A 24,222-nucleotide genomic window follows, 5' to 3' on the forward strand; every position below is an offset into this window, starting at 1 on the left:
AGGTTTTACACCTTGTCCTTTGGCTCGACATCAGGCTGCGGCACGTCCGCGATATCCGCTGAATCGTCTTTCAACTGCTGCTCGCCTTCGCTGATGCCTTTTTTGAAGCTGGTGATGCCCTTGCCCACTTCGCCCATCAAAGACGAGATTTTACCCCGCCCGAACAGAACCAGCACAACAACCGCAATCAGCAGCAGGCCCGGCAATCCAATATTGTTCAACATTCTATGTCTCCTGTGAAGAAATCATCGCGCCCGCCGCCGCTGGCGGGCTTTCAACATAGAGATAGCAAAACCGCTGCGCTGCAAAAACCGCAAACTGCCGGAATGACGTTTATGAAGACCTGAAATGAAATGGTTTGCGGCCTTGCCGATCACTCCTGACAGGTTTATGTCAGTTGCATGCCCCGCTCCGACCGACTTTTCCAGATATTGCAGATCCTGCGCGATGGCGCGCTGCATACCGCGCAGGATCTTGCGGATCAGACGGGCGTTTCAACCCGCACGCTTTATCGTGATATGGATACGCTCGCCGCTTCGGGCATTCCGGTGAAGGGGACGCGGGGCACCGGCTATCGTCTGGATCGCGTGATCACCCTGCCGCCGCTAACCCTTACTCCGGTAGAGCTTGAGGTGTTGAACCTCGGCCTTGCAATCACTGCCGAACTTGCCGACCCTGATCTGAAAGCGGCGGCAAACACGCTGGCTGACAAACTGGACGCGGCGCAGCCCGAAACAGCTGTGGCGGAATCGGAGCGTTGGAAATTCGGCGCCTCACCCTTTGGCGATGCCGCACACGGGTTTGCACAGATGCCGACATTGCGCGCTGCAATCAAAGCACGTCAGAAGCTACGCATCACGTATACATCGAATGACGGCGCGGTAACCTCACGCACGATCCGCCCGCTGCATATCGAATACTGGCACCGCATCTGGACCCTGACCGCGTGGTGTGAATTGCGCAGCGCACATCGCCTGTTCAGGCTTGATCTCATCACCACCGCCCAGGCCCTGCCCGAACTGTTCAGCGACGAGGCAGGCAAGACGCTGGCCGATTACAATCCCTAGCGCTTCAGCGTCCAGCCGGTCTGCTTGGGCAAAAACGCCTCAACGCTGGCTTGCGCCACAACAATGATTTCACCGTTTGACGGCACATTCAGACCACCCTGAACCGCCCGTACCTCAGCGCGGCCACGTGGCAAGGTGGCGCGCAGTGCCTCCAGATCGAGCTTGTCCGGCTCTTGAACCGCTACCGTGACTTGCACCCGCATCGCATCGTGCGGCAGATCCAGCACCCCGAACAGCGGCAGGGAAGAATGGCGAAACGCATCTTCTATCGCCCGTTTGGCGGCCTTGGTGTAATCCATCCCGTGCAGATCGTTGCCCATGCCCATTTCGATGATCAACCGCTGTTCACTCATGTCGCACGCTCCATGTCAAACCCTACAGACAGGGCGACATTGGCCATAATCGTCGGGTTGCCGCTGCCGTCGGGTCGCGCCACATCGAGACCACCATGACCGACGTTTACCGTTACTTGACCGTATGGAAACACCTCGCGCAGCGCTTGTGAGTCAACTGCATCGGGCTTCTGCACACCCACGTCGAGGGTGATGTGCATGTCTTCTTTGTCAAAGCCGAACAGCTCTGCCAGATTGATCGAGTTGTGCCACAACGCGTCCTGCACAGCGCGTCTGGCCGCTTGGGTATAGTCCCCGCGCCGCAGGGATGTTCCCATCCCGAATTCCACCAACAGCTTTTGCATGTGTCACCCCTGTTCTTTGGTTACGTCAAAGACGAAACACTTGTCCCGCCTTATGGTCAGCCACATTACAGTGCCTGCATCCGGCATAAACACGTTCGGAACCGTTGCTTTCAGGATTGATCCGTCGTGATCCATTTTGAATTCGATCAGGCTTTCGCTGCCCATAAAGCGCGCGCGTTGCACGATTGCGCGTGCCGGTGTGCCATCGGCGGCAGTGGGCAGCGGGCCTTTGCCTGCGCGATCAAAATCAATGCGCACGTGCTGCGGGCGGAACACGATATCAACAGCCGTACCATCAGGCACACCCGGCGCCAGAAAGCGGCCGAATGCGGTATGCGCCAAAGCGCCCGACACTTCGGCGCGCACAACATTGGCATCCGAAAAGAACGACACCGCCGCACGGTCCAGAGGCCGCGTATAAACGTTGTAGGGCGCGCCCTGCTGAACGATCTTGCCATCGCGCATAAGCGCAATTTCATCGGCCATGCGCATCGCTTCGTCAGGTTCATGAGTGACCAGCAACACGGCTGTGTCTTCTTCTTTCAGAATGCTCAATGTCTCGTCGCGGATACCGTCACGCAGGCGGTTATCCAGACCGCTGAACGGCTCGTCCATCAGCATGATCCGCGGCTTGGGTGCCAGCGCGCGCGCCAGTGCCACGCGCTGCTGCTCGCCGCCCGACAACTGGTGCGGATAGCCGTCGATAAACCGCTTGAGGTCCACCCGCTCCAGCAGTTCTTCTACACGCGCGCGTTTGAATGCCTTAGTGCCGCGCAAGCCATAAGCGACGTTGCCAGCAACACTCAGGTGCGGGAACAGCGCAAAATCCTGAAACATCAGGCCAATCTCGCGCCGTTCCGGCGGGACACGAAAGACGGTGTCGCAGATCAGGTTGCCGTCCACAAAGATACTGCCACTGTCCTGCATTTCAACGCCTGCGATCATCCGCAAGGTGGTTGATTTACCGCAGCCCGACGGCCCCAGCAGGCAGGTCACCTGCCCTGGCATGATGGTAAGGCTCACGTCATCCACAACGGCGCGGCCATCAAAGCTGCGCCTGAGGTTGCGAATTTCGAGGCGCGGAATCTGTTGGTCCATGACTGGCATATCCGATCATTTCTGTCGGATTGCTGCTATCAGTGCTTCTTCATGCCTGCAAGGACCGCGTTGGTCGGGCGCCCTCACCCGGTCAGTTCAAACGCCGCTTCTGTCACGTCCCGGCCATTGACCTGCACAATGATCCGGTGCGCACCTTCATACAGTGTAAAAGTCGTTGCATCGCCTTTGAACCGATGCGCTTTTTTGACTTTCAGCGATTTACCGGCGTGTAATTCTGCCGCCTTCAGCTTGAACACCTTTTCAGATCGCTTGCCCCCTGCGCGCATGAAATCAATGCGGTAATCAATCAGCACAGGCACATTTTCAGCGCTGTTCAAAGTCACCTCGAATGCCAGCGTCTCACCCATTTTCACGGTTGTATCTGCCAAGAAAATTTCCGCGCTCACCGGTGCATCGGCGCGGTAGCCTAGCGCGGCCATTGCCCCTTCGTGGCCCTGTTTGATCAGGGTGCGCAGCGCATGGCGCCGCATCCAAGCAAGCTCTGCCTGCTGCTGTTTGCCTTGCCGATGCCAGCGCGCAAGCCGGTCCAGCACCGCGTCGGGTACAATCTTGCTCAGGTCATTGAGATGGTTCGCGACGGATCGTGTCACAAAACGTGTCGGATCGGCATGAAGCATGTCAAGCAGCGGGAAAGTCTGCTCTGGCGTGAGTCTGACATTCTGCGCCCATGGCAGGCGCGGGCGCGTGCCCTCACTGACCAAGCGGCGCACGTGATAGTTTTCGTCAGTGGCCCATTGCACCAGTTGCGCCAGCGTTTCTTCCGGCCAGCGGTTGATAAAGGCACGGATATAGAACTCCATGGAAAATCGCTGTGTCGCTTGATGCAGGAGGGTCATCGCGCGGCTTCGGTGGTTTTCCAAACCGTGACGCACCGCCAGAATACCGGGAGTGGCGTGGATGAAATGACCGAAATCATCATCCGTCAGGGTCGGGTCCAGCGGATCGGCCAGTGCGCTTTGCAACTGGTCTGCCATGGTGGAGAAATCACGTGCCAATTGCCTTTCCAGACAATCGGCCATCCAGTCCATCCGCGCCATCAACTCCCGCTCGGGGAAGCCTGCCAATGCCTCGTGGCTGAAACGCTGTGCGTCAAAACCAGCGACACCGGCGGCATACTCTGCCGCCAGTTGCCCGACCGTCTGCTCGTTAAACAGATGGTCTTTCAGTGAAAATTTCTCTGCCACTACATCGTGATGTTTGTTGCGCCACCATCCAGCAGAATAGATTGCCCGACAATAAAGCCTGCGTGTTGCGAGCACAGGAATGCACACGCCGCGCCAAACTCCTCCCGGGTGCCGTAGCGGCCGGCGGGTATGGTGGCAGCGCGCTCTGCGCGGGCCTCGTCCATTGTGATGCCTTTGGCCTTTACCACACCACCATCGAGCGAATCTGCGCGGTCTGTTGCGTGGATACCGGGCAGCAGATTGTTGATCGTCACGCCTTTGCCAGCAACCTGCCGCGATGTGCCAGCTACATAGCCCGTCAGCCCCGTGCGGGCCGAATTGCTCAGCCCCAGAACGGCAATCGGCGCACGGACCGATTGCGAAGTAATGTTTACCACACGGCCCCAGCCACGCTCCATCATGTCAGGCACCAGCGCTTTGATCAGCGCAATGGGGGCCAGCATGTTGGCATCCAGCGCTTGTATGAAGTCTTCGCGGTCCCAGTCCGTCCACATACCGGGGGGCGGGCCACCCGCGTTGTTGACGAGTATATCAACGCCCTGCGCGGCCTTGATAACTTCCGCCTGCCCTTCCTGTGTGGCAACATCGGCCACCACTGTCACGATGTCGACACCGTATTGCACCCGCAAACGCTCGGCTGATGCTTGCAGCGCCTCTGCGCCGCGCGCGTTCATCACCAGATCGACACCCGCGGCCGCCAGTGCCTCGGCACAGCCAAGCCCCAAGCCCTTGGAGGATGCGCATACAAGCGCGCGTTTACCTTTGATCCCCAGATCCATTCCGTCTCTCCCTGTTAGGTTTATGCCTTGCTATCGCAGCCTTGCTCGCCTTGCCAGCAAAACACCGCTCCATTGACCGCACCTTGCCATAATTCTACTGTAAACGTTCCCAAAAGCAGACCCTTAAAAGGCGCATTCATGTCCACAGGCTCTCTCTCGTCGCAAAGCGTCCCCGTATATCTTGCGGGTCAAGTCCGTGCCACGGATGGCGCAAACATGGGCGATCAGATTTCCATCGCCAGCGAGTTGATTCTTGATGATGTTTACGAGGTTGATTTCGGCGCTGAACCCGTGCGCCTGTCGCTGGTGGCGCGCGACGATGCGACGTTCAGTGTGGGGTATGACACCAGTGTCGGCACCGCTGGTGCGACAATCCACCTTGATAGCGCGCTGACGTTTATGTCACCGGATGGCGGCATTTCCGACGCACTGGTGCTGGTTGAAGTTGACGATGCGGGCGATATTGCCCAGATTTACCTTCTGCCTTTCAGCGCCCTGAGTGGGAAGATCGAATACCGGCTTGTCGGGATTGACCGTGAAACCGCGCATACCAAATTTGCGCAGGTTGCCTGTGTCAGCTTCACCCGTGGCACCCATATCACGTTAGCCTCCGGCGCGCAGCGCGCTGTTGAGGATCTGGCGGTTGGCGACCGTATTCTGACACGCGATGACGGGGTGCAAACCCTGCGCTGGATCGGCACCACGACCACCCGCGCCGTCGGCGAATTTGCCCCGATCCGCATTGCAGCGGGCGCGCTGCACAATACCGCCGATTTGCTGGTCAGCCCCGATCACCGCCTGTTCATCTATCAGCGCACGGACGAGCTGGGCGCGGGGCGGTCTGAACTGCTGGTAAAGGCCCGCCATCTGGTCAACGGGGATACCGTGACAGTCGCGCAAGGCGGATTTGTAGACTATTTCCAACTGCTGTTTGACAGTCACCAGATCATCTATGCCGAAGGCATCGCCGCCGAAAGTATGCTGATCGATAGCCGTACCCGCCCCGTCCTGCCCGATGATCTGGCGCAAAGCCTTGGCCAACACGTTCCCGGACATTCCGACCTGCCTCACGCCGGGCTGGACGTAAACGAAGGCCTGCTGAAGCGCGCCGATATCGCGGATTTGCTGAAAAAGGCCTCCAGCCGCTGATTGCTTGCCTTGCCAGCCCTGTAAGGTATGAGTACGCAAAAAGTATAGAGTGTTGATCCAGCCCGATGGATGGCACAAAACACATCAGGAACACGCCGCAACATGCTGGATAATCAACACAATCGCCCCGATCTGCCGCTTGAAATCGCACGGCGGCGCACCTTTGCGATCATCAGTCACCCGGATGCCGGGAAAACGACGCTGACAGAAAAGTTTCTGCTGTTTGGGGGGGCAATCCAGATGGCCGGACAAGTGCGCGCCAAAGGAGAAGCGCGTCGCACTAGATCAGACTTTATGGCAATGGAGAAGGACCGCGGCATTTCCGTATCGGCCTCGGCCATGTCGTTTGATTTTAAGGGTAAAGACAAAAACTATCGCTTCAATCTGGTCGACACGCCCGGTCACTCGGATTTTTCCGAAGATACCTACCGCACGCTAACAGCGGTAGACGCCGCCGTAATGGTGATTGACGGCGCGAAAGGTGTGGAAAGCCAGACACAGAAACTGTTCGAGGTCTGCCGGATGCGTGACCTTCCGATCCTGACCTTTTGTAACAAAATGGACCGTGAAAGCCGTGATGTCTTCGAGATCATTGACGAAATCCAGCAAAACCTCGCCATTGATGTAACGCCAGCGTCATGGCCTATCGGGGTGGGCCGCGATTTTATCGGTTGCTACGACATCCTGCGTGATCGTCTGGAGCTGATGGACCGTGCGGACCGCAATAAGGTATCCGAAAGCATCAAGATCGAAGGGTTAGAAGACCCCAAGTTGGCAGAGCATGTGCCTGCAGAACTACTGGGTAAGCTCAAAGAGGATCTTGAAATGGTCCGCGAGCTGATGCCGCCCCTTGACGCGGATTTGATGGCCGAAGGTTCGCTCACCCCGATCTGGTTCGGATCCGCGATCAATTCTTTCGGCGTCAAGGAGTTGATGGACGGTATCGCGACATACGGGCCGGAACCGCAAATCCAGCGCGCCGAGCCGCGCCCGATTCTGCCAGAGGAAAAGAAGGTATCCGGCTTTGTTTTTAAGGTACAAGCCAACATGGACCCGAAACACCGCGACCGCGTGGCGTTTGTACGTCTTGCCTCGGGCCATTTTGAACGTGGGATGAAACTAACCCATGTGCGCACCAAAAAGGTGATGACCGTTGCCAGCCCCGTGATGTTTCTGGCCGCCGATCGCGAACTGGCAGAGGAAGCATGGGCAGGCGATATCATCGGTATCCCAAACCACGGCCAGTTGCGCATCGGAGACACATTGACCGAAGGCGAAGCGATCCGCGTGACCGGCATCCCGTCTTTTGCGCCGGAACTGTTGCAAGGGGTACGCGCCGGTGATCCGTTGAAATCAAAACACCTTGAAAAAGCGCTGATGCAATTCGCCGAAGAAGGTGCCGCGAAAGTGTTCAAGCCTTCCATCGGCGCGGGCTTTGTGGTGGGTGTTGTGGGCCAGTTGCAGTTCGAGGTTCTTGCCAGCCGGATCGAGCTTGAATACGGCCTGCCCGTGCGGTTTGAACCGTCACAGTTTACATCCGCGCGCTGGGTCAACGGGCCAAAGGCGGCGATTGATAAATTTGCGGAAGCCAACAAGCAGCACATCGCCTATGACAATGATGGCGATATCGTCTATCTGACGCGGCTTCAGTGGGACATTGACCGCGTTGATCGCGATTATCCCGATGTAAAGCTGACTTCGACCAAAGAAATGATGGTCTGACATGACGACGTGGGGCATTGTCGCGACGATCAAGGCCGATGCCCCGACGATCCTGCGCTTTGTTGCCTATCACTTGGAACTGGGCGCGCACCGTATCTATATCTATCTTGATGCGCCCTGCACGGTGGCACAGGATGCCCTGCGCGAACACCCCAAAACCCGCGTGATACGCTGCGATGACGATTACTGGAACCAGCATAACAATGGCCGCCCCGAAATGCATCAGCCACGCCAGACCGTCAATGCAACCCGTGCATATCGCCGGGCCCGTGAAGTGGACTGGCTGATGCATATGGACGTTGACGAGTTTCTCGTGCCAAGCAGTCGGGTGACCTCCCTGCTTGCCGCGCTGCCCGATAATATCCAGTGCGCACGCGCGCGCCCGATGGAACTTCTATCGGGCGGTGATCCGCAGGTTGACGCCGCATTCAAGACCTTCATTCCTGCCGGTAAAAAGCGCGAACAGGTTGTGTCCGCACTTTACCCCACATTCGGGCAACATCTGAAAGGCGGTTTTCTAAGCCATATCGCGGGCAAGATATTTGTCCGCACCGGTATTGAGGGGCTGAAGTTCCGCATTCACAACGCGTTTGTGAATGGTGAGACGAACCCCAATCATGTCAAACTGCCGGAAATCCGCCTTGCGCATTTTCATGCGACAGACTGGCAGTCGTGGCATGACCACTTCGCCTACCGCTTTCGCGAGGGATCCTACCGCGCCGATCTGGGGCCCGCGCGCAGTCGTGAGCGCGGCGGGATCACAATGCATGAACTGTTCACCGCGATCCATGAAGAAGAAGGCGAAGCAGGTCTGCGCGCGTTTTTTAACGAAGTCTGCGCCGACACACCGCACCTGCGCGCACGGCTGGAGAGCCACGGATACCTGCACACCACTCGCTTCCTGTTTGACACAGCAGTTGACAAACATTTTCCAAATATCGCAAAGATTTGACGCCCCCCCTGCAACTTGCTATGCGCTGTCCAGATATGTCGCGGCAAACGCCGCCCCTTGGGCCATGCGGGCCGACGTAGATGCTGGCGCGGGCCAAACAAGTGTCCGCAACTAACGGATACACATGATAAAATTTTCAGAACTGAGCCTGAACCCCAAGGTCCTCAAAGCTGTTGAAGAGGCAGGGTATGAAAGCCCTACACCGATTCAGGCGGGCGCCATCCCTCCCGCGCTTGAAGGGCGCGATGTGCTGGGCATTGCCCAGACGGGTACAGGTAAAACCGCCAGCTTTACGCTGCCGATGATCACAATGCTGGCGCGGGGCCGCGCACGTGCGCGCATGCCGCGCAGTCTGGTCTTGTGCCCTACCCGTGAACTGGCCGCACAGGTTGCCGAAAACTTTGACACCTACGCAAAATACACCAAGCTGACCAAGGCGCTACTGATCGGTGGCGTATCGTTCAAGGAACAGGACAAGCTGATCGACAAGGGTGTTGATGTACTTATCGCGACCCCCGGCCGCCTGCTGGACCATCACGAGCGCGGCAAACTGATCCTTACTGACGTAAAAGTAATGGTTGTGGACGAAGCAGACCGGATGCTGGATATGGGGTTCATCCCCGACATCGAACGCATCTTCGGCCTCACCCCCTTCACCCGCCAGACGCTGTTCTTTTCCGCCACCATGGCGCCCGAGATCGAGCGGATCACAAATACATTCCTCAGCAATCCCGAACGCATCGAAATGGCGCGTCAGGCGACAACCTCTGAGAATATCGCCCAAGGCGTGCTGATGTTCAAAGCATCGCGCAAGGATCGCGAAGCGACTGAAAAGCGCAAGTTGCTGCGCGCGTTGATCGACGCAGAGGCAGACAAATGCACAAACGCCATTATCTTTTGCAACCGCAAGATGGATGTGGATGCTGTTTCCAAGTCACTGAAAAAATACGGCTATGATGCCGCGCCGATCCACGGTGATCTCGACCAAAGCCAGCGCACCAAAACCCTCGACGGGTTCCGCGCTGGCGATCTGCGCTTTCTTGTGGCCTCTGATGTGGCGGCGCGCGGCCTTGATGTGCCTGCGGTAAGCCATGTGTTCAATTTCGATGTGCCCAGCCATGCAGAAGACTATGTTCACCGCATCGGACGCACAGGCCGCGCAGGCCGTGACGGCAAAGCGATCATGATTTGTGTCCCACGGGACGAGAAAAACCTCGAAGACGTTGAACGTCTTGTGCAAAAAGAAATCCCGCGGCTGGAAAACCCTCTAGGTGGCAACGCCACCGAAGAAGCACCGGCAAAGGCCGACAAAAAGCCGGATACTCAAAAAGAACCCGCGACAAACAGCGACAAGCCCAAACGGACACGCTCGCGGAGCCGTAAATCCGATGATACATCCAAGCAGGATGACACAGCCAAAGCTGCATCCCAAAAGCACGAAGAGCCTGCTGCAAAGGAAAAGCCTAAGAAGCCGGCGCAAGACAAGAAGGCAAAGGCCGAGCCGAAACAAGCGGATATGGACAAGCCTGATCGTCAGACATCGCGCTCGCGCAATGGAAACCGCAAGAATGACCGCCGTGATGACAGCCCTGTTGTCGGCCTTGGCGATCACACCCCCAGTTTCATCAAGCTGAGCTTTGCGGATCGTCCAAAAGATTAGAACCAACAATCACAAACAGAAAAAGCCCCGCATTAGCTGCGGGGCTTTTTGCGTTCAGGCCTCGCCTGCTGGTTAACTCAAACGGCTGACAACAACGGTCACTTCGGGCTTTTTGCCGATTTCGTTTTGTGCAGACTGACGCGCAACTTTTCGCAAACCGTCATCCAGTGCTTTGTCATCGCGTAGGGTCTTTGCCCCTGCCCGACCCAGCCACTGGCTCAGATCTTCTTCGACAACATCTGTCAGTGCCGTCTGGCTGATGCCCATATCAGGCAGACCCATCGTATCCACCCAAGGATCGCCAAGCGGCTCGTCCTGTTCATCCATCAAAACGGTGACGGTCATGTGACCGTTCAGCGCCATGCGGATACGGTCGCGCACGACGCCATCCAATGCACCGATCTGGACAGTGCCATCAATATAGGTGCGGCCTGTCTCGATGTATTCCGCCACTTTCGGCTCGTTGCCGGACAGATCGATCATCATGCCATTTACAGCCAGAACACCTTTGATGCCCTTACCGTCCGCAATTTTCACATGCTCGCGCAGGTGGCGGTGTTCGCCGTGCATCGGGATCAACACCTGCGGCTTCAACAGATCGTGCAGCGTTTCCAGATCGGGGCGGTTTGCGTGGCCCGAAACGTGGTATTTGCTTGTGCTGTCGTCGACTACATCAACACCCATTTCAGAGAATTGGTTGATGATGCGAATGACGCCTTTTTCATTTCCCGGAATAGTCTTGGACGAGAATAGGAACATATCCCCTTCCTGCATCGTCAGGCCCATGTATTTGCCACGCGCCAGTTGCGCACTTGCCGCGCGCCGCTCGCCCTGCGATCCTGTTACCAGCAGCAGCAGGTTTTCGCGTGGCACATCGCGCGCCTGCTCGGGGCTAATGGTCGGGGGGAAGTCTTTCAGAACGCCCGCCTCGACCGAGGCTTCAACCATACGTTTCATCGCGCGACCCAGCAGCACAACAGAGCGCCCGGCCTTGGCACCGGCAACCGCCAGTGTCTTCACGCGGGCCACGTTCGAGGCAAATGTCGTTGCCACAACCATGCCCGTGGCGCCGGAAACCAGATCAGTGATCGCTTCGGGCAGTGTCGCTTCGGAACGTCCGGGCTCCTGGCTGAAGACATTGGTACTGTCACAGACCAGCGCTTTGATCCCCGTCTTGGCGATCTCTTCAAACGCTGCGGGATCAAACGGTTCGCCCACGCCGGGGGTCAGGTCAACTTTGAAATCACCCGAATGCACGATACGGCCCGCAGGCGTATCGATCACCAGTGCCGAGCTTTCGGGGATAGAGTGGGAAATCGGTTGGAAGCCGACCTTGAACGGCCCCGCCTCTACCTGATGGGGGAAGATGCCCACAACTGTGACAGCATCATCGGGGTGATTATATTCCGCCATTTTCCGTTTCGTGATATTGGCGGTGAATTTACGTGCGTAAATCGGCGCTTGCAGACGGTCATAGGTATGGGCAATGCCGCCTACGTGGTCTTCGTGCGCGTGGGTTACAAACACCGCTTCGATGCGGTCTTTACGCTGCACCAGCCAGTCAATGTCGGCAATAATCAGGTCAACCCCGGGTGAGGTGTCCATATCCGGAAACGCCACACCGATATCAACGACAATCAGCCGTTCCTTGTTGGGTTTTCCGTAGCCGTATACATAGGCATTCATGCCTATTTCACCCGCCCCGCCGAGGGGAAGGTAGATCAATCTTTCGCTGCTCATTGTTCAGCTAATTCCTTGTTATATTTATGGATCACGGTCAGGCCGTGCATCGTCAGATCATCATGATATTCGTCAAAGAGGGCCTCGGCCTGCTGAAACAGCGGCGCGAGCCCGCCGGTGGAGATCACACGCATCTCGCGCCCACGCTCCGCCTTTATCCGCGCACATATCTCACGTACGAGGCCAATATAACCCCAAAAAACCCCTGATTGCATACAGGCCACAGTATTGGTGCCAATCACCTGCTGCGGTTGCGATATATCCACATGCGGCAAAGCGGCGGCGGCGTTGTGCAGTGCCTCAAGGCTCAGGTTCACACCGGGCGCAATAACGCCACCGATATAGGCACCGTCCTCGGCCGATACATCGAATGTGGTGGCCGTACCGAAATCTACAATGATCAAATCACCGCCGCACATATCATAACCGGCAACGGTATTTACCAAACGGTCGGGCCCAACTGCTGTGCCTGCATCTACCCTTACTTCTACGGGCAGCGCACATTCCGGTTTACCCACAACAATCGGGCGCGTGTTGAAGTATCGATCCGCCAGCACCCGCAGGTTCCATACAACACGTGGCACGGTTGAAGATACGATCATATCGGATATCTTCACATCAATTCCCTGCAATTTCATCAGGGTACTCAGCCAGACGTAATACTGATCTGCTGTGCGCTGCCACTGCGTGGCCGTCCGCCATGTTGCTATAAACCGGTTCCCGTCCCAAATGGCGAAAACCGTATTTGTGTTGCCGCAATCAATTGCCAAGAGCATCGGATGCCCTCCTAATCTTCAAAAATAGACATCTGCCGCGGTGATCGCAACGCGGCCCTTTGGTGTATTAAGGATGAGATTACCGTCCGCGTCCACATCTTCGAAAACGCCGACAGTCTCGTCACGCATTGTGCGCGCAGTCACAACTTCACCAATGCGCGCCGCGTGGTTAAGCCATTGTGTGCGGATCGGCTCAAATCCGTAGGTTGAAAACTGCTGCTCCAGACGCGCGTACGAACTCGCAAGAACGTCCAGAAAAATTTCTGGCGCAACAGAAATGCCGGCACCCGCAGCCACACTTACAGGCGTAACAGCACCCTGTTCCACCTGATCGGGGTGCGGTGCGTGTGCAAGGTTTACGCCGATACCGATAACCAGAAAATCATCGAGCGACTCCAGCAATATCCCTGCGACCTTTCCGCCATGCAGCAGCACGTCATTGGGCCATTTAAGAGAGAAAGAACTGGTCTGCCCCGTAACCTCGACAAAGGCTTCGCGAAGGGCAAGGCTGGCGACAAAACTGCGCAAGGCTGCATTTGCAAAACTGCCCGATCGGCGCATGATCAGAGTTGCGGCAAAATTCCCCCGGGGAGTGGACCATGTCCGCCCCCGTCGTCCACGGGCGGCAGTCTGCTCAACCGCCATAATCCACGCAGGACCTGTAAGTGAGGGGGCCATGCGCGCGGCTTCGGACAGGGTGGAATCCAGCGTGTCAAAGACATGCCGAGCATAGCCTTCGGGCCAATCGGCCATCAGAGGTAATACCGGTTACTGGACAAGAGTTGCCGCAGCAAGTGCAGCCGCACTTTCAACACCGAACATATTTACGATACCAACAACCATCAGAACCGCGCTCGCAACAACGAAACCAACCAACACACCGCCACGGTTTTGATCCAGGGCATCGGATTTGTCTTCGCCAAAGTACATGTAGAAGACGATGCGCAGATAATAGAACGCACCGATCACACTGGCCACGACACCGGCAATCGCCAACCATGCCAGCCCGCCTTCGTAGGCGGCACGCAGCACGTAAAGCTTGCCAAAGAAGCCGAGGAACGGTGGCACACCTGCAAGGCTGAACATCAGCACCAGCAGCGCAAACGCACGACCCGGATGGCTTTTGGAATACAGGTTCAATGCAGAGATATCTACAACCGGCTGGCCGTCTTTCTCCATCAGCATGATGAAGGAGAAAACGCCGACATTCATGGTGACGTAGATCGCCATATAGACCAGCATCGCCTGCACACCAAAGGCGGTGCCCGCGGCAAGCCCCATCAGCGCATAACCCATGTGAGCGATGGATGAATAGGCCATCAGCCGCTTGATATTGGTCTGGCCAATCGCAGCGATACCACCTAGGAACATCGACAGGACCGACAGCAGCGCCACAATCTGGCTCCAGTCGCTGACCGCATTGCCGAACGCATCATGCAGTACCCGCGCAAACAGACCCATCGCCGCAACTTTCGGCGCCGTGGCAAAGAATGCAGTAACAGGTGTGGGTGATCCCTCGTAGACGTCCGGTGTCCACATGTGAAACGGCACAGCCGAAACCTTGAACGCCATCCCCGAGATCAGGAACACAATACCAAACAGCAGACCAATAGACGTTTCACCCGATTGCGCCGTCGTGATAATGCCAGAAAACAGGGTTGTGCCGGAGTAACCGTACACCAGCGAGGCACCGTAGAGCAGCATACCGGAGCTGAGCGCGCCGAGCACAAAATACTTCAGGCCCGCTTCTGTCGATTTGACACTGTCGCGCCGCAGGGAGGCAACGACATACAGCGCCAGCGATTGCAGCTCCAGCCCCATGTAAAGCGCCATCAGATCACCGGCGGAGACCATCATCATCATCCCGACCGCGCTGAGCGCAACCAGAACCGGATATTCAAACCGCAGCATATCGCGCGATGTCATGTACCGTTCCGAAATAATCAGAACACAGGCGGCTGACACAAGGATCATCACCTTGGCAAAACGTGCAAACCCGTCATTGATAAACATACCGCCAAAGGCTTCGACGGTGGTGTTGTCGGTTGTGGCAACCATAATCGCAACAACCAGAAAAACCGCAGCCGTCACCCAGAGCAATGGCCGCGCAATTGCGTCCTTGCCGCCATAAGCGCCTGCCATCAGCCCCGCGATCGCAAAAAGCGCAAGGATAATCTCTGGCAAGATTTGCATGATGTCATCGGTCATCTTTAGTCACCCAAGCTCAAAGTTTCGGCGGTTTGCAGTGTCGCATCCGCTGCGGCAACTGCCGTATCATAATTTTCAACCAGCGCCGCAACAGACGGTCCGATCACATCCAGTACCAATGCGGGGTACACACCCAGCAGCAGTGTCATCACAACCAGCGGCGTGAAAATCCATTTCTCGCGTGCGTTCATATCGGTGATGGCTTTCAGACTTTCCTTGATCAAATCACCCATCACCACTCGGCGGTAAAGCCACAAGGCATAGGCCGCCGAGAAAATCACACCGGTTGCCGCAACCGCAGCGACCCAGGTGTTCACCTGGAATACCGCCATCAGCGTGAGGAATTCACCCACAAACCCCGATGTACCGGGCAAGCCGACGTTCGCCATTGTGAAGAACATGAACAGCATCGCATACACGGGCATCCGGTTTACCAGACCGCCATACGCATCGATTTCGCGGGTGTGCATACGGTCATAAATCACACCAACCGCAAGGAACAGCGCACCGGAGATGAAGCCGTGACTGATCATCTGGAAAATCGCACCGTCCAGCCCTTGCTGGTTGGTGGAAAAAATCCCCATGGTTACAAAACCCATGTGCGCAACCGATGAATAGGCAATCAGCTTTTTCATATCGTCCTGCACCAGCGCCACAAGCGAGGTATAGACGATAGCAATTGCAGACAGCCACAGGATCAACGGGCCGACCACCTCCGCCCCGACGGGGAACATCGGCAGCGAAAAGCGCAGGAAGCCATAACCGCCCATTTTCAGCAGGATTGCCGCCAGCACCACAGAACCCGCTGTAGGCGCCTGAACGTGCGCATCCGGCAACCACGTATGCACAGGCCACATCGGCATTTTCACCGCAAAGCTGGCAAAGAACGCAAGGAACATCAGCGTTTGCATACCGCCCACCACCTGGAACCCCATCAGGCTAAACGACTCGGATCCGAAATTGTGGGTCAGCAGGCTGACATCACAGCCGCCGATGCAGGTTGTGCCGGCATCTGCAAACATCGCCACCATCGCAACCAGCATCAGTACCGAGCCGAAGAAGGTGTAGAGGAAGAATTTGAAGCTGGCGTAAATCCGGTTCGCACCACCCCAGATACCGATGATCAGGAACATCGGGATCAGACTTGCCTCAAAGAAGAGGTAGAACAGGATCAGATCAAGCGAGACAAATACACCTATCATCAGCGTTTCAAGGATCAGGAACGCGATCATGTATTCCTTGACGCGCGTTTTCACATCCCACGATGCAGCAATCACCAACGGCATCATAAACGTGGTCAGCATCACAAACAGAATCGAAATTCCGTCAACGCCCAATCGATACTTCAGGCCCAGCAGCCAGTCGGCTTCGTCCACCATCTGGAAACCCGTGTTGGAAGGATCAAATTCCAGATAGACAAATATCGAAACAAGGAAGGTCACCGATGTCGTGATCAGCGCCAGCCATTTGGCGTTGCGCTGCGCAGCCTCGTCCTCGCCGCGCAGGAATATGGCAAGGATCAGTGCCGCAAACGCAGGCATAAAGGTGACAATGGAGAGAAGGTTATTTTCCATTAGTTTGCTCCTCCAGTCATCGTCATCCATGTAACCAGAACCGCAATCCCGATCACCATGGCGAAGGCATAGGTAAAGATGTAGCCGGACTGTGCCTTACCGGCGATCCGTGTGAGGAACGGGATGATGCCCATGGCCAGACCGTTCAGCCCACCATCAATCACATTTCCGTCGCCCCGTTTCCACAGGAAACGGCCAACCGCTCTAGCGGGCTGCACAAAGATAAAGTTATAGACCTCGTCAAAGTACCATTTGTTCAGCAGGAACAGGTACAAAGGCCGCTGGTTCGCCGCCAGACGTGCAGGCAGTGTCGGGTTCCAGATATAGAACCACATCGCCATCAGAAAGCCGCCAAGCATCGCGATAAAGGGGCTGACCTTGACCCATTTCGGCGCGCTGTGTGCATCATCCAGAACGGTGTTGTCAGGTGCGAAATAAAGCGCGCCCTCCCCTGGCTTTCCGGCGAACGCCGGACCGTGGTGGCCACCACCGTGGTCATCTCCATCCGCCGCGCCATGGCTGTCCTCTGCGCCGTCAACCTGACCTTCACCATCGGCAGCGATCTCTGCCGTGGGAATACCATAGAACTTTCCGACATATTCTGCGGACCCGAAGAAGCTCTTGTAAAACACCATGCCCGAGAACACTGCACCGATTGCCAGAACCCCAAGCGGGATCAGCATAACCATCGGGCTTTCGTGGGCATGTTCGTGGGTGTGCTTGTCGCCGCGCGCCTCACCATAGAAGGTGAGGAACATCAGGCGCCACGAGTAGAACGATGTCATCGCGGCCGCGATCACCAGCAGCCAGAACCCGTACATAGAGCCGCCACCCCACGCGCTTTCGATGATCGCATCCTTGGACAGGAAGCCGGCAAAGCCAATATGTGTCAGCGGGATACCGACACCGGTAATCGCCAGTGTGCCGATCATCATCGCCCAGAAGGTATAGGGGATCTTTTTGCGCAGGCCGCCGTAGTTATTCATGTCCTGTTCGTGGTGCATCGCGTGAATAACCGAGCCCGCCCCGAGGAACAGCATCGCCTTGAAGAATGCGTGGGTCAGCAGGTGGAACATCGCGGCAGAATACATGCCAACACCGGCTGCAACGAACATATAGCCCAGTTGCGACATGGTGGAATATGCGATGACGCGCTTGATGTCGGTCTGCACCAGACCGATTGTCGCGGCTACAAACGCTGTGGTTGCACCGATCACGGTCACAAAAACCATCGCTTCGGGCGCAAACTCCATCAGTGGCGACATGCGGCTGACGAGGAAGACACCTGCCGTAACCATGGTGGCCGCGTGGATCAGCGCGGAAACTGGCGTTGGCCCTTCCATCGCGTCGGGCAACCAGGTGTGCAGGAACAGCTGTGCCGATTTACCCATCGCACCCACAAACAGCAGGAAGGCAATCAGGTTTGCCGCGTTCCACTCTGTCCACAAAAACCCAACAGTGGTTTCAGCCAGTTCCGGTGCGGCGGCAAAGATGTCATCAAACCGGATGCTGTCCGTCAGCAGATACAGCGCCAACATCCCCAGCATGAAACCGAAGTCACCGACGCGGTTTACCACAAATGCTTTCATCGCGGCGGCATTTGCCGATGGCTTTTTGTAATAAAAACCGATCAGCAGGTATGACGCGACACCAACACCTTCCCAGCCAAAGAACATCTGAACAAGGTTGTCGGACGTTACCAGCATCAACATCGCAAAGGTAAAGAACGACAGGTAGGCGAAAAAGCGCGGCTTGTAGCTGACGCCTTCGTCGAAGTGTTCGTCATGCGCCATGTAGCCAAAGGAATAAAGGTGAACCAGACTGGACACGGTTGTAATCACGATCAGCATAATCGCTGTCAGGCGGTCCATGCGAATTGACCAATCCGTGCTGAGTGTGCCGGATTCGATAAAACGGAAAATCTGGATTGTTTCGGTTGTACCGTCAAAAGTAATAAATACGATCCAGCTGAGCAGTGCCGACAGGAACAACCCAGCTGTAGCGATCCAGCAGGCCGCATTTTCGCCGATGATTTTCCAGCCAAAGCCGCACAGAAGCGAGCCGATCAGCGGGGCAAAGAGAATTGTAAGTTCCATGTCCTCAGCCCTTCATCACGTTGACGTCTTCCACGGCGATACTGCCGCGGTTCCGGAAGAAACAGACCAGAATAGCCAGACCGATCGCCGCTTCGGCGGCTGCAACCGTAAGAACAAAAAGCATGAAAACCTGCCCGACCAAATCACCGAGGAAACTGGAGAAGGCGACCAGATTGATATTCACCGCAAGCAACATCAGTTCGATGCTCATCAGCAGGACGATCACGTTCTTGCGGTTCAGAAAAAGGCCAAAGATGCCAATGACAAACAGCGTCGCCGCTACCGTCAGATAATGTTCAAGTCCGATCATGTCGTCCCTCAAATTCCCGCTCGCACGGAGCAATAGTCAGTCAGCGCCACCGGCTCTTTGGCGCTGCGTATTTCACAAGAAGCTATAGCCGCCAAGCACAATGATTAGAACTACGATCAGCACGACCCAGGTGTTACGTGACATTGCTTACTTCCCTATCATTTCTGGCCGGACCTGTTGCCGCTTGTAAGGCAACTCCGGCAAATTCAACGTCCGTGCCAGCGCGGCACGGAGCATACTTAACGCAATCCCTGCCCCGGTTTCACGTCATGCAAGTTCATCGCCTTGGACGGATCGCGCATCATTTGGGCAACCACATCCTGACGCTTCACATCGCCACGGTGGCGCAGTGTCAGAACAATCGCACCGATCATTGCAACCAGCAGGATCAGGCCCGACAGCTGGAACAGGAGGAAATAGTCATCATAAAGAACCATCCCCAATGCGTTGGTGTTAGCCACCGCCGTGTCGGTCACTTGCGCGCGCAACCCTTCGGCCGCCGCGTTGCTTTCCCACGCGCCAAACGCCATGACGAACTGCATCAAGATCACAAGGCCAATCAGCAGCGCCAGAGGCATGTATTTCGCCATTTCGGCCTTCAGCTCGGCAAAGTCGACATCCAGCATCATCACCACAAACAGGAACAGCACCGCCACGGCGCCCACGTAAACGATGATCAACAGCATCGCGACAAATTCCGCGCCGAGCAGCACGAACAATCCCGCCGCCGACAGGAATGCCAAGATCAGCCACAAGACCGAGTGGACCGGATTACGGCTAACCACCGTGAACAGACCGCCTGCAATCACGCTGATCGCAAAAAGATAAAATGCAAAAACGCTCATGTGTCACCTTCCGCTTTTCCGGCGGTTTCGCCGTCGTCCAGAACTTCTTTGGCCAGATCCATTGCGCGTTGCATTGCGGGAATGCCAGCGAATACTGACATCTGGCCGATTGTCTCGATAATTTGTTGCTTGTGCGCGCCCGCTTCCATCGCGTGCCGTACAGTCTGCCGCACTGCTGTATCGTTCTGCGCGCCCTGCATTGTCAGCCCTGCAAGCGTCAGCAACAGACGCGTTTTTGCATCGAGCCCGTCGGGGTTCAGTTTGTTGCCAAAGAATGTCTCCATCATGTCCTTGGGCATCAGCCCCATCATGGATTCAAATCCCTTGGGCGAAAACGCATCCATTGCCGGAAAGGTTTTTGCCATTTCCTGCGCCTGCTTCAACATATCTTCCCAAGGGTTTTTATCAGTCATCGGTACGGTGCATCCATTTCAAGATTGCGTGCAATCTCTGCTTCCCACCGGTCGCCATTTTCCAGCAGCTTGGTCTTGTCGTAATACAGTTCTTCGCGTGTTTCGGTGCTGAACTCGAAATTCGGCCCCTCGACAATCGCATCCACCGGGCAGGCTTCCTGGCAGAAACCGCAGTAGATGCATTTCGTCATGTCAATGTCATAGCGCGTGGTACGACGGCTGCCATCTTCACGGGGCTCCGCATCAATGGTGATCGCCTGCGCGGGGCAGACCGCTTCGCACAGTTTGCACGCGATGCAGCGCTCTTCGCCGTTGGCATAGCGGCGCAGCGCATGTTCACCGCGGAAACGAGGTGATAGCGGCCCCTTTTCATGCGGATAGTTTATCGTCGCCTTCGGCTTGAACATATACTTTATGCCCAGCTTCATGCCTTGGTAGAAATCCTGAAGCAGGAAATATTTGGCGTGACGAGTGTAGTCGGTCATATCAGCCCCCTACGGTCCAGCGGGCGTAAATCCCCCAGAACCATCCAAATTTTGCCGCGAAAGCCACAAATACCACCCAGAACAGCGAGAACGGCAGGAACACTTTCCACCCCAAACGCATCAACTGGTCGTAGCGGTAGCGCGGTGTGATCGCCTTGATCAGCGAGAAGAAGAAGAACACGATGCCCATTTTGGCAATCATCCAGAAGATGCCATCGGGCAGGCCCGGGATGGGTGACAGCCAGCCGCCAAAGAACATCAGCGAAATCAGCGCACACATCAGCACCACCGCCACCAGTTCACCGATCATGAACAGCAGGAAGGGTGTCGAGGAATACTCTACCTGATAACCGGCAACCAGTTCGGATTCCGCTTCGGGAAGGTCAAACGGTGGGCGGTTGGTTTCGGCCAGTGCCGAGATGAAGAACAGGATAAGCATCGGGAAGTGCGGCAACCAATACCAGCTAAGCAGGCCATAGTTGCTGTCCTGCGCAGCGACAATGCCACTGAAGTTCATCGAACCTGTCGAAATAATGATACCGATAATGATCAGGCCCAGCGACACCTCGTAAGAGATCATCTGCGCCGCAGAGCGGAGCGAGCCGAGGAAAGGGTATTTCGAGTTAGAAGCCCACCCCCCCATGATCACGCCATATACCTCAAGTGAGGACACGGCGAAAACAAACAGGATGGCGACGTTGATGTCGGACAGAACCCAACCGTCGTTGAACGGAATCACCGACCACGCCACCAGCGCCATCACAAGCGTGATCATCGGCGCAAGAAAAAAGACCGGACGGTCTGCACCCGCAGGCACAACAATCTCTTTCACAATATATTTGCCGAAATCGGCAAAGGATTGCAGCAGCCCGTAAACCCCGACCACGTTCGGGCCACGGCGCAACTGCACGCTCGCCCAGATCTTGCGGTCCAGATACATCAGAAACGCCAGTGCAACCAGCAACGGAACCACCACAAGAAGAATCTGACCGACGATCAGTAGAATCATCCCCAGCGTCGTGTTGAAAAAGAAGTCAGCCATAGGTCCTCACACCGTCGGGATGCCTTTTTCGCGGCAGCTTTGCGTTACCACTTCAGCATCAATAGTCTTCAAGCCTTTGGGCAGGCTCGGCGAGATTGTGTAAACAGCATCAGCGCGCCAAATGCCACCCTCAATTGCTACATTTGTCCTTACATGTCGCGCAAAACCGTACCCGCGTATCAGCGTATACTGCGCCGCAGCACATTCTGCGTAGGCCGAGACATTATCAGGCGCAAGCGCCTTCGTCATCGCAACATTGAACTGCACAAGATCGCCGTCCAGCAGCACGGTTTCCACCCCCTTGTATTCGGGAATGAAATCCTCTGCTGTTGGTGTCGCAGGCTCACATCCGGCCAGCGCCAAAAAAGCGATCAGCCCTTTGTCTCTCACTCTGCAGCCAAAGCCTTTGTGCGACGCGCCTTTGCATTGGCTGACAGTTCGGCCATCAGGCTGGACGCCCGCGCAATCGGATTGCTTAGATAAAAATCTGAGACTGCGTTCACAAATTTACCCGACCCGAGCGGGGCCTGTGGCAGCGACGTCCATTCGTTTTCTGCGACCTGATCGACATTACCCAGATGCGGGTATGCCTTTACCAACGCCTGACGCAATGCGGCAAGCGAATCAAACGGCAGCACTGCATCCATTTCGGCGCTCAACGCGCGCAGGATGGCCCAGTTTTCCTTGGCCTGACCGGGCGCAAAGCTGGCGCGCTGTGCCAATTGCGGGCGTCCTTCGGTGTTCACAAACAGGCCTGATTCTTCGGTATAGGCGGCGGCGGGCAGAATGATATCCGCACGGTGCGCTCCGCGATCCCCATGACTGCCCTGATAGATGACAAACGGGCCTGCGGGGATATCCCCCTCATCAGCGCCAAGGTTGTAGATAACGTCGGCGGCCAGCACATCCACGACACCGCCTTCGGTGACAGCATCAACATCCATCGCGCCTACGCGACCAGCCGCTGTGTGCAGCACCAACAACTTTCCACCGGATTTTTCACAGATCGCCTGCACGGTTGCCAGCACCGCAGCGCCGTCTTCCGCTGCCAATGCGCCCTGCCCCACAACCACGATGCAGTTTTTATCTGCGAGCTCGGCCATATCAAGGTCCAGCACATGCGCCAGAGCAGCGCGGTCATCGCCCATGTGCTCATATTCATAGGTTAGATCTGCCGGTTCACCGACAACAATTACGTCAGCTCCCTGCGTCCATGCCTTGCGGATGCGCGCATTCAGGACCGGTGCTTCGATGGCAGGGTTTGTGCCTACAAGCAGAACTTTATCCGCAACATCGATATCCTCGATCGCCGCTGTGCCGACATAGGCAGACCGGTTGCCCGCAGGCAACTTGGCACCATCCGTGCGACATTCAACCACACCGCCCTGCCCCTCGATCAACTGCTTGAGGGCAAACGCGGCCTCAACAGGGGCCAGATCGCCTACAAGACCGGCGACTTTTTTATCTTTCATTGCGGCAGCGGCAGCGGCCAAAGCTTCGGGCCATTCCGCTTTGCGCAGCTTACCGTTTTCGCGGATGTAGGGCGTATCAAGGCGCTGTTTGCGCAGGCCATCCCAAACAAAACGGGTTTTATCCGAAATCCACTCTTCGTTTACGCCGTCATGGTTGCGCGGCAGGAAGCGCATCACTTCGCGGCCCTTGGTATCCACGCGAATGTTTGAACATAGCGCGTCCATCACATCAATGGATTCGGTCTTGGTTAGTTCCCATGGACGGGCGGTGAACGAATAAGGTTTGCTGACCAACGCACCCACTGGGCACAGATCGATGATGTTGCCCGACAGGTTGCTGTCAATAAGCGCACCCAAATAGGTTGTAATCTCCGAATCTTCGCCACGACCGGTTTGCCCCATGACGTTCAGACCGGCCACTTCAGTGGTAAAACGCACGCAGCGGGTGCAAGAAATACACCGTGTCATGTGCGTTTCGATCAGCGGCCCGATTTCCAGATCTTCGGTCGCACGCTTCGGCTCGCGGTAACGCGAGAAATCAACGCCATATGCCATTGCTTGGTCTTGCAAGTCACACTCGCCTCCCTGATCACAGATCGGGCAATCAAGCGGGTGGTTGATTAGCAGGAATTCCATCACGCCTTCGCGCGCTTTCTTGACCATCGGGCTGTTGGTTTTGACCACAGGCGGCTGGCCTTCGGGACCGGGGCGCAGATCACGCACCTGCATCGCACAACTTGCCGCCGGTTTGGGCGGACCACCGACCACTTCGACAAGACACATCCGGCAGTTGCCGGCAATCGAAAGCCGCTCGTGGTAACAGAACCGCGGCACTTCGACACCTGCCTGCTCACACGCCTGAATAAGCGTCATCGCGCCCTCGGCTTCAACTTCCTTACCGTCGATGATGATCTTGCGAATATCGCTCATGG

Annotated in this window: 24 protein-coding genes; 5 read left to right on the forward strand and 19 right to left on the reverse strand. The window is 56.4% G+C overall.

Translation table 11 applies throughout. The features are described 5' to 3' along the window. Nucleotides 1-5 precede the first annotated feature (5 nt). Nucleotides 6-224, reverse strand: coding sequence for a twin-arginine translocase TatA/TatE family subunit (gene tatA, locus OS189_RS07695; RefSeq protein WP_267166714.1), 219 nt, complete (start codon nt 222-224; stop codon nt 6-8). 177 nt (nt 225-401) lie between these two features. On the opposite strand from tatA, the gene OS189_RS07700 reads away from it, so the two are divergent. Continuing rightward, on the forward strand, nt 402-1,067 hold the full coding sequence (locus tag OS189_RS07700; protein WP_267166715.1) for a helix-turn-helix transcriptional regulator: 666 nt from the start codon (nt 402-404) through the stop codon (nt 1,065-1,067). Here the strand turns inward: OS189_RS07700 and OS189_RS07705 are convergent. The 5 genes from OS189_RS07705 to OS189_RS07725 all read right to left on the reverse strand — a co-directional run bounded on the left by OS189_RS07705 (nt 1,064) and on the right by OS189_RS07725 (nt 4,846). Beyond that, nucleotides 1,064-1,420 carry a Lin0512 family protein gene (locus tag OS189_RS07705; protein WP_267166716.1) on the reverse strand — a complete coding sequence of 119 codons (357 nt, stop codon included), beginning with the start codon at nt 1,418-1,420 and terminating at the stop codon, nt 1,064-1,066. The two genes, OS189_RS07700 and OS189_RS07705, sit on opposite strands and share 4 nt — an antisense overlap. Continuing rightward, nucleotides 1,417-1,764 (reverse strand): Lin0512 family protein, encoded by a 348-nt coding sequence (locus OS189_RS07710; protein WP_267166717.1) that lies wholly within the window; start codon nt 1,762-1,764, stop codon nt 1,417-1,419. Before OS189_RS07710 ends, OS189_RS07705 begins: the two co-directional genes overlap by 4 nt. A 3-nt stretch (nt 1,765-1,767) precedes the next feature. Next, a complete protein-coding gene (locus OS189_RS07715) occupies nt 1,768-2,862 on the reverse strand; it encodes an ABC transporter ATP-binding protein (protein WP_267166718.1) in 1,095 nt (364 codons plus the stop codon). A gap of 83 nt (nt 2,863-2,945) precedes the next feature. Next, nucleotides 2,946-4,067: a YhaZ family DNA alkylation repair protein gene (locus tag OS189_RS07720; protein ID WP_267166719.1), complete on the reverse strand. Its 1,122-nt coding sequence runs from the start codon at nt 4,065-4,067 to the stop codon at nt 2,946-2,948. Next, entirely contained in the window at nt 4,067-4,846 is a 780-nt protein-coding gene (locus OS189_RS07725) for an SDR family oxidoreductase (protein WP_267166720.1), read from the reverse strand. Before OS189_RS07725 ends, OS189_RS07720 begins: the two co-directional genes overlap by 1 nt. Before the next feature lie 138 nt (nt 4,847-4,984). Here OS189_RS07725 and OS189_RS07730 point away from each other — a divergent pair, with 138 nt between their 5' ends. The 4 genes from OS189_RS07730 to OS189_RS07745 all read left to right on the forward strand — a co-directional run bounded on the left by OS189_RS07730 (nt 4,985) and on the right by OS189_RS07745 (nt 10,329). Continuing rightward, nucleotides 4,985-5,995, forward strand: a complete 1,011-nt coding sequence (locus OS189_RS07730) for a Hint domain-containing protein (RefSeq protein ID WP_267166721.1) — start codon at nt 4,985-4,987, stop codon at nt 5,993-5,995. 102 nt (nt 5,996-6,097) lie between these two features. Continuing rightward, the gene (locus OS189_RS07735) at nt 6,098-7,717 is read left to right on the forward strand and encodes a peptide chain release factor 3 (protein WP_267167010.1); all 1,620 of its coding nucleotides are present in this window, start codon (nt 6,098-6,100) and stop codon (nt 7,715-7,717) included. A 1-nt stretch (nt 7,718) separates the two neighbouring features. Next, on the forward strand, nt 7,719-8,669 hold the full coding sequence (locus tag OS189_RS07740; RefSeq protein ID WP_267166722.1) for a glycosyltransferase family 2 protein: 951 nt from the start codon (nt 7,719-7,721) through the stop codon (nt 8,667-8,669). 124 nt (nt 8,670-8,793) lie between these two features. Further along, entirely contained in the window at nt 8,794-10,329 is a 1,536-nt protein-coding gene (locus tag OS189_RS07745; RefSeq protein WP_267166723.1) for a DEAD/DEAH box helicase, read from the forward strand. 72 nt (nt 10,330-10,401) lie between these two features. Here the strand turns inward: OS189_RS07745 and OS189_RS07750 are convergent, their stop codons facing one another. From OS189_RS07750 to nuoG, 13 genes are all read right to left on the reverse strand, one after another. After that, complete coding sequence (locus OS189_RS07750; RefSeq protein ID WP_267166724.1) at nt 10,402-12,069, reverse strand: ribonuclease J; 1,668 nt, start codon at nt 12,067-12,069, stop codon at nt 10,402-10,404. Beyond that, nucleotides 12,066-12,845 carry a type III pantothenate kinase gene (locus OS189_RS07755; RefSeq protein ID WP_267166725.1) on the reverse strand — a complete coding sequence of 260 codons (780 nt, stop codon included), beginning with the start codon at nt 12,843-12,845 and terminating at the stop codon, nt 12,066-12,068. Before OS189_RS07755 ends, OS189_RS07750 begins: the two co-directional genes overlap by 4 nt. A gap of 18 nt (nt 12,846-12,863) precedes the next feature. Further along, entirely contained in the window at nt 12,864-13,598 is a 735-nt protein-coding gene (locus OS189_RS07760; RefSeq protein ID WP_267166726.1) for a biotin--[acetyl-CoA-carboxylase] ligase, read from the reverse strand. A gap of 15 nt (nt 13,599-13,613) precedes the next feature. Continuing rightward, a complete protein-coding gene (gene nuoN, locus OS189_RS07765) occupies nt 13,614-15,053 on the reverse strand; it encodes an NADH-quinone oxidoreductase subunit NuoN (protein ID WP_267166727.1) in 1,440 nt (479 codons plus the stop codon). Nucleotides 15,054-15,055: 2 nt separating this feature from the next. Further along, nucleotides 15,056-16,627, reverse strand: a complete 1,572-nt coding sequence (locus OS189_RS07770) for an NADH-quinone oxidoreductase subunit M (protein ID WP_267166728.1) — start codon at nt 16,625-16,627, stop codon at nt 15,056-15,058. After that, the gene (gene nuoL / locus OS189_RS07775) at nt 16,627-18,723 is read right to left on the reverse strand and encodes an NADH-quinone oxidoreductase subunit L (RefSeq protein WP_267166729.1); all 2,097 of its coding nucleotides are present in this window, start codon (nt 18,721-18,723) and stop codon (nt 16,627-16,629) included. Before nuoL ends, OS189_RS07770 begins: the two co-directional genes overlap by 1 nt. A 4-nt stretch (nt 18,724-18,727) precedes the next feature. Next, nucleotides 18,728-19,033 carry an NADH-quinone oxidoreductase subunit NuoK gene (gene nuoK / locus OS189_RS07780; protein ID WP_267166730.1) on the reverse strand — a complete coding sequence of 102 codons (306 nt, stop codon included), beginning with the start codon at nt 19,031-19,033 and terminating at the stop codon, nt 18,728-18,730. 239 nt (nt 19,034-19,272) lie between these two features. Beyond that, nucleotides 19,273-19,878 carry an NADH-quinone oxidoreductase subunit J gene (locus tag OS189_RS07785; RefSeq protein WP_267166731.1) on the reverse strand — a complete coding sequence of 202 codons (606 nt, stop codon included), beginning with the start codon at nt 19,876-19,878 and terminating at the stop codon, nt 19,273-19,275. Next, on the reverse strand, nt 19,875-20,291 hold the full coding sequence (locus tag OS189_RS07790; RefSeq protein WP_267166732.1) for a carboxymuconolactone decarboxylase family protein: 417 nt from the start codon (nt 20,289-20,291) through the stop codon (nt 19,875-19,877). The genes OS189_RS07785 and OS189_RS07790 overlap by 4 nt, the downstream gene beginning before the upstream one ends. Then, nucleotides 20,288-20,776, reverse strand: coding sequence for an NADH-quinone oxidoreductase subunit NuoI (nuoI, locus tag OS189_RS07795; protein ID WP_267166733.1), 489 nt, complete (start codon nt 20,774-20,776; stop codon nt 20,288-20,290). Before nuoI ends, OS189_RS07790 begins: the two co-directional genes overlap by 4 nt. Before the next feature lies 1 nt (nt 20,777). Next, nucleotides 20,778-21,818, reverse strand: coding sequence for an NADH-quinone oxidoreductase subunit NuoH (nuoH, locus tag OS189_RS07800; protein ID WP_267166734.1), 1,041 nt, complete (start codon nt 21,816-21,818; stop codon nt 20,778-20,780). Between the two features lie 6 nt (nt 21,819-21,824). Next, a complete protein-coding gene (locus OS189_RS07805) occupies nt 21,825-22,208 on the reverse strand; it encodes a YNQ4 family lipoprotein (RefSeq protein WP_416237466.1) in 384 nt (127 codons plus the stop codon). Beyond that, the gene (gene nuoG, locus OS189_RS07810) at nt 22,205-24,220 is read right to left on the reverse strand and encodes an NADH-quinone oxidoreductase subunit NuoG (RefSeq protein ID WP_267166735.1); all 2,016 of its coding nucleotides are present in this window, start codon (nt 24,218-24,220) and stop codon (nt 22,205-22,207) included. The genes OS189_RS07805 and nuoG overlap by 4 nt, the downstream gene beginning before the upstream one ends. Nucleotides 24,221-24,222 lie beyond the last annotated feature (2 nt).

Origin of the sequence: Sulfitobacter sp. F26169L, assembly GCF_026410285.1 — a bacterium.
Lineage (GTDB): Bacteria > Pseudomonadota > Alphaproteobacteria > Rhodobacterales > Rhodobacteraceae > Sulfitobacter.

Bases quoted from the DNA above. Each gene is read 5' to 3' on its own strand.
- tatA (WP_267166714.1), bottom strand. From the start codon at position 224: ATGTTGAACAATATTGGATTGCCGGGCCTGCTGCTGATTGCGGTTGTT.
- OS189_RS07700 (WP_267166715.1), top strand. From the start codon at position 402: ATGCCCCGCTCCGACCGACTTTTCCAGATATTGCAGATCCTGCGCGAT.
- OS189_RS07705 (WP_267166716.1), bottom strand. From the start codon at position 1,420: ATGAGTGAACAGCGGTTGATCATCGAAATGGGCATGGGCAACGATCTG.
- OS189_RS07710 (WP_267166717.1), bottom strand. From the start codon at position 1,764: ATGCAAAAGCTGTTGGTGGAATTCGGGATGGGAACATCCCTGCGGCGC.
- OS189_RS07715 (WP_267166718.1), bottom strand. From the start codon at position 2,862: ATGGACCAACAGATTCCGCGCCTCGAAATTCGCAACCTCAGGCGCAGC.
- OS189_RS07725 (WP_267166720.1), bottom strand. From the start codon at position 4,846: ATGGATCTGGGGATCAAAGGTAAACGCGCGCTTGTATGCGCATCCTCC.
- OS189_RS07730 (WP_267166721.1), top strand. From the start codon at position 4,985: ATGTCCACAGGCTCTCTCTCGTCGCAAAGCGTCCCCGTATATCTTGCG.
- OS189_RS07735 (WP_267167010.1), top strand. From the start codon at position 6,098: ATGCTGGATAATCAACACAATCGCCCCGATCTGCCGCTTGAAATCGCA.
- OS189_RS07740 (WP_267166722.1), top strand. From the start codon at position 7,719: ATGACGACGTGGGGCATTGTCGCGACGATCAAGGCCGATGCCCCGACG.
- OS189_RS07745 (WP_267166723.1), top strand. From the start codon at position 8,794: ATGATAAAATTTTCAGAACTGAGCCTGAACCCCAAGGTCCTCAAAGCT.
- OS189_RS07750 (WP_267166724.1), bottom strand. From the start codon at position 12,069: ATGAGCAGCGAAAGATTGATCTACCTTCCCCTCGGCGGGGCGGGTGAA.
- OS189_RS07755 (WP_267166725.1), bottom strand. From the start codon at position 12,845: ATGCTCTTGGCAATTGATTGCGGCAACACAAATACGGTTTTCGCCATT.
- OS189_RS07760 (WP_267166726.1), bottom strand. From the start codon at position 13,598: ATGGCCGATTGGCCCGAAGGCTATGCTCGGCATGTCTTTGACACGCTG.
- nuoN (WP_267166727.1), bottom strand. From the start codon at position 15,053: ATGACCGATGACATCATGCAAATCTTGCCAGAGATTATCCTTGCGCTT.
- OS189_RS07770 (WP_267166728.1), bottom strand. From the start codon at position 16,627: ATGGAAAATAACCTTCTCTCCATTGTCACCTTTATGCCTGCGTTTGCG.
- nuoL (WP_267166729.1), bottom strand. From the start codon at position 18,723: ATGGAACTTACAATTCTCTTTGCCCCGCTGATCGGCTCGCTTCTGTGC.
- nuoK (WP_267166730.1), bottom strand. From the start codon at position 19,033: ATGATCGGACTTGAACATTATCTGACGGTAGCGGCGACGCTGTTTGTC.
- OS189_RS07785 (WP_267166731.1), bottom strand. From the start codon at position 19,878: ATGAGCGTTTTTGCATTTTATCTTTTTGCGATCAGCGTGATTGCAGGC.
- OS189_RS07790 (WP_267166732.1), bottom strand. From the start codon at position 20,291: ATGACTGATAAAAACCCTTGGGAAGATATGTTGAAGCAGGCGCAGGAA.
- nuoI (WP_267166733.1), bottom strand. From the start codon at position 20,776: ATGACCGACTACACTCGTCACGCCAAATATTTCCTGCTTCAGGATTTC.
- nuoH (WP_267166734.1), bottom strand. From the start codon at position 21,818: ATGGCTGACTTCTTTTTCAACACGACGCTGGGGATGATTCTACTGATC.
- nuoG (WP_267166735.1), bottom strand. From the start codon at position 24,220: ATGAGCGATATTCGCAAGATCATCATCGACGGTAAGGAAGTTGAAGCC.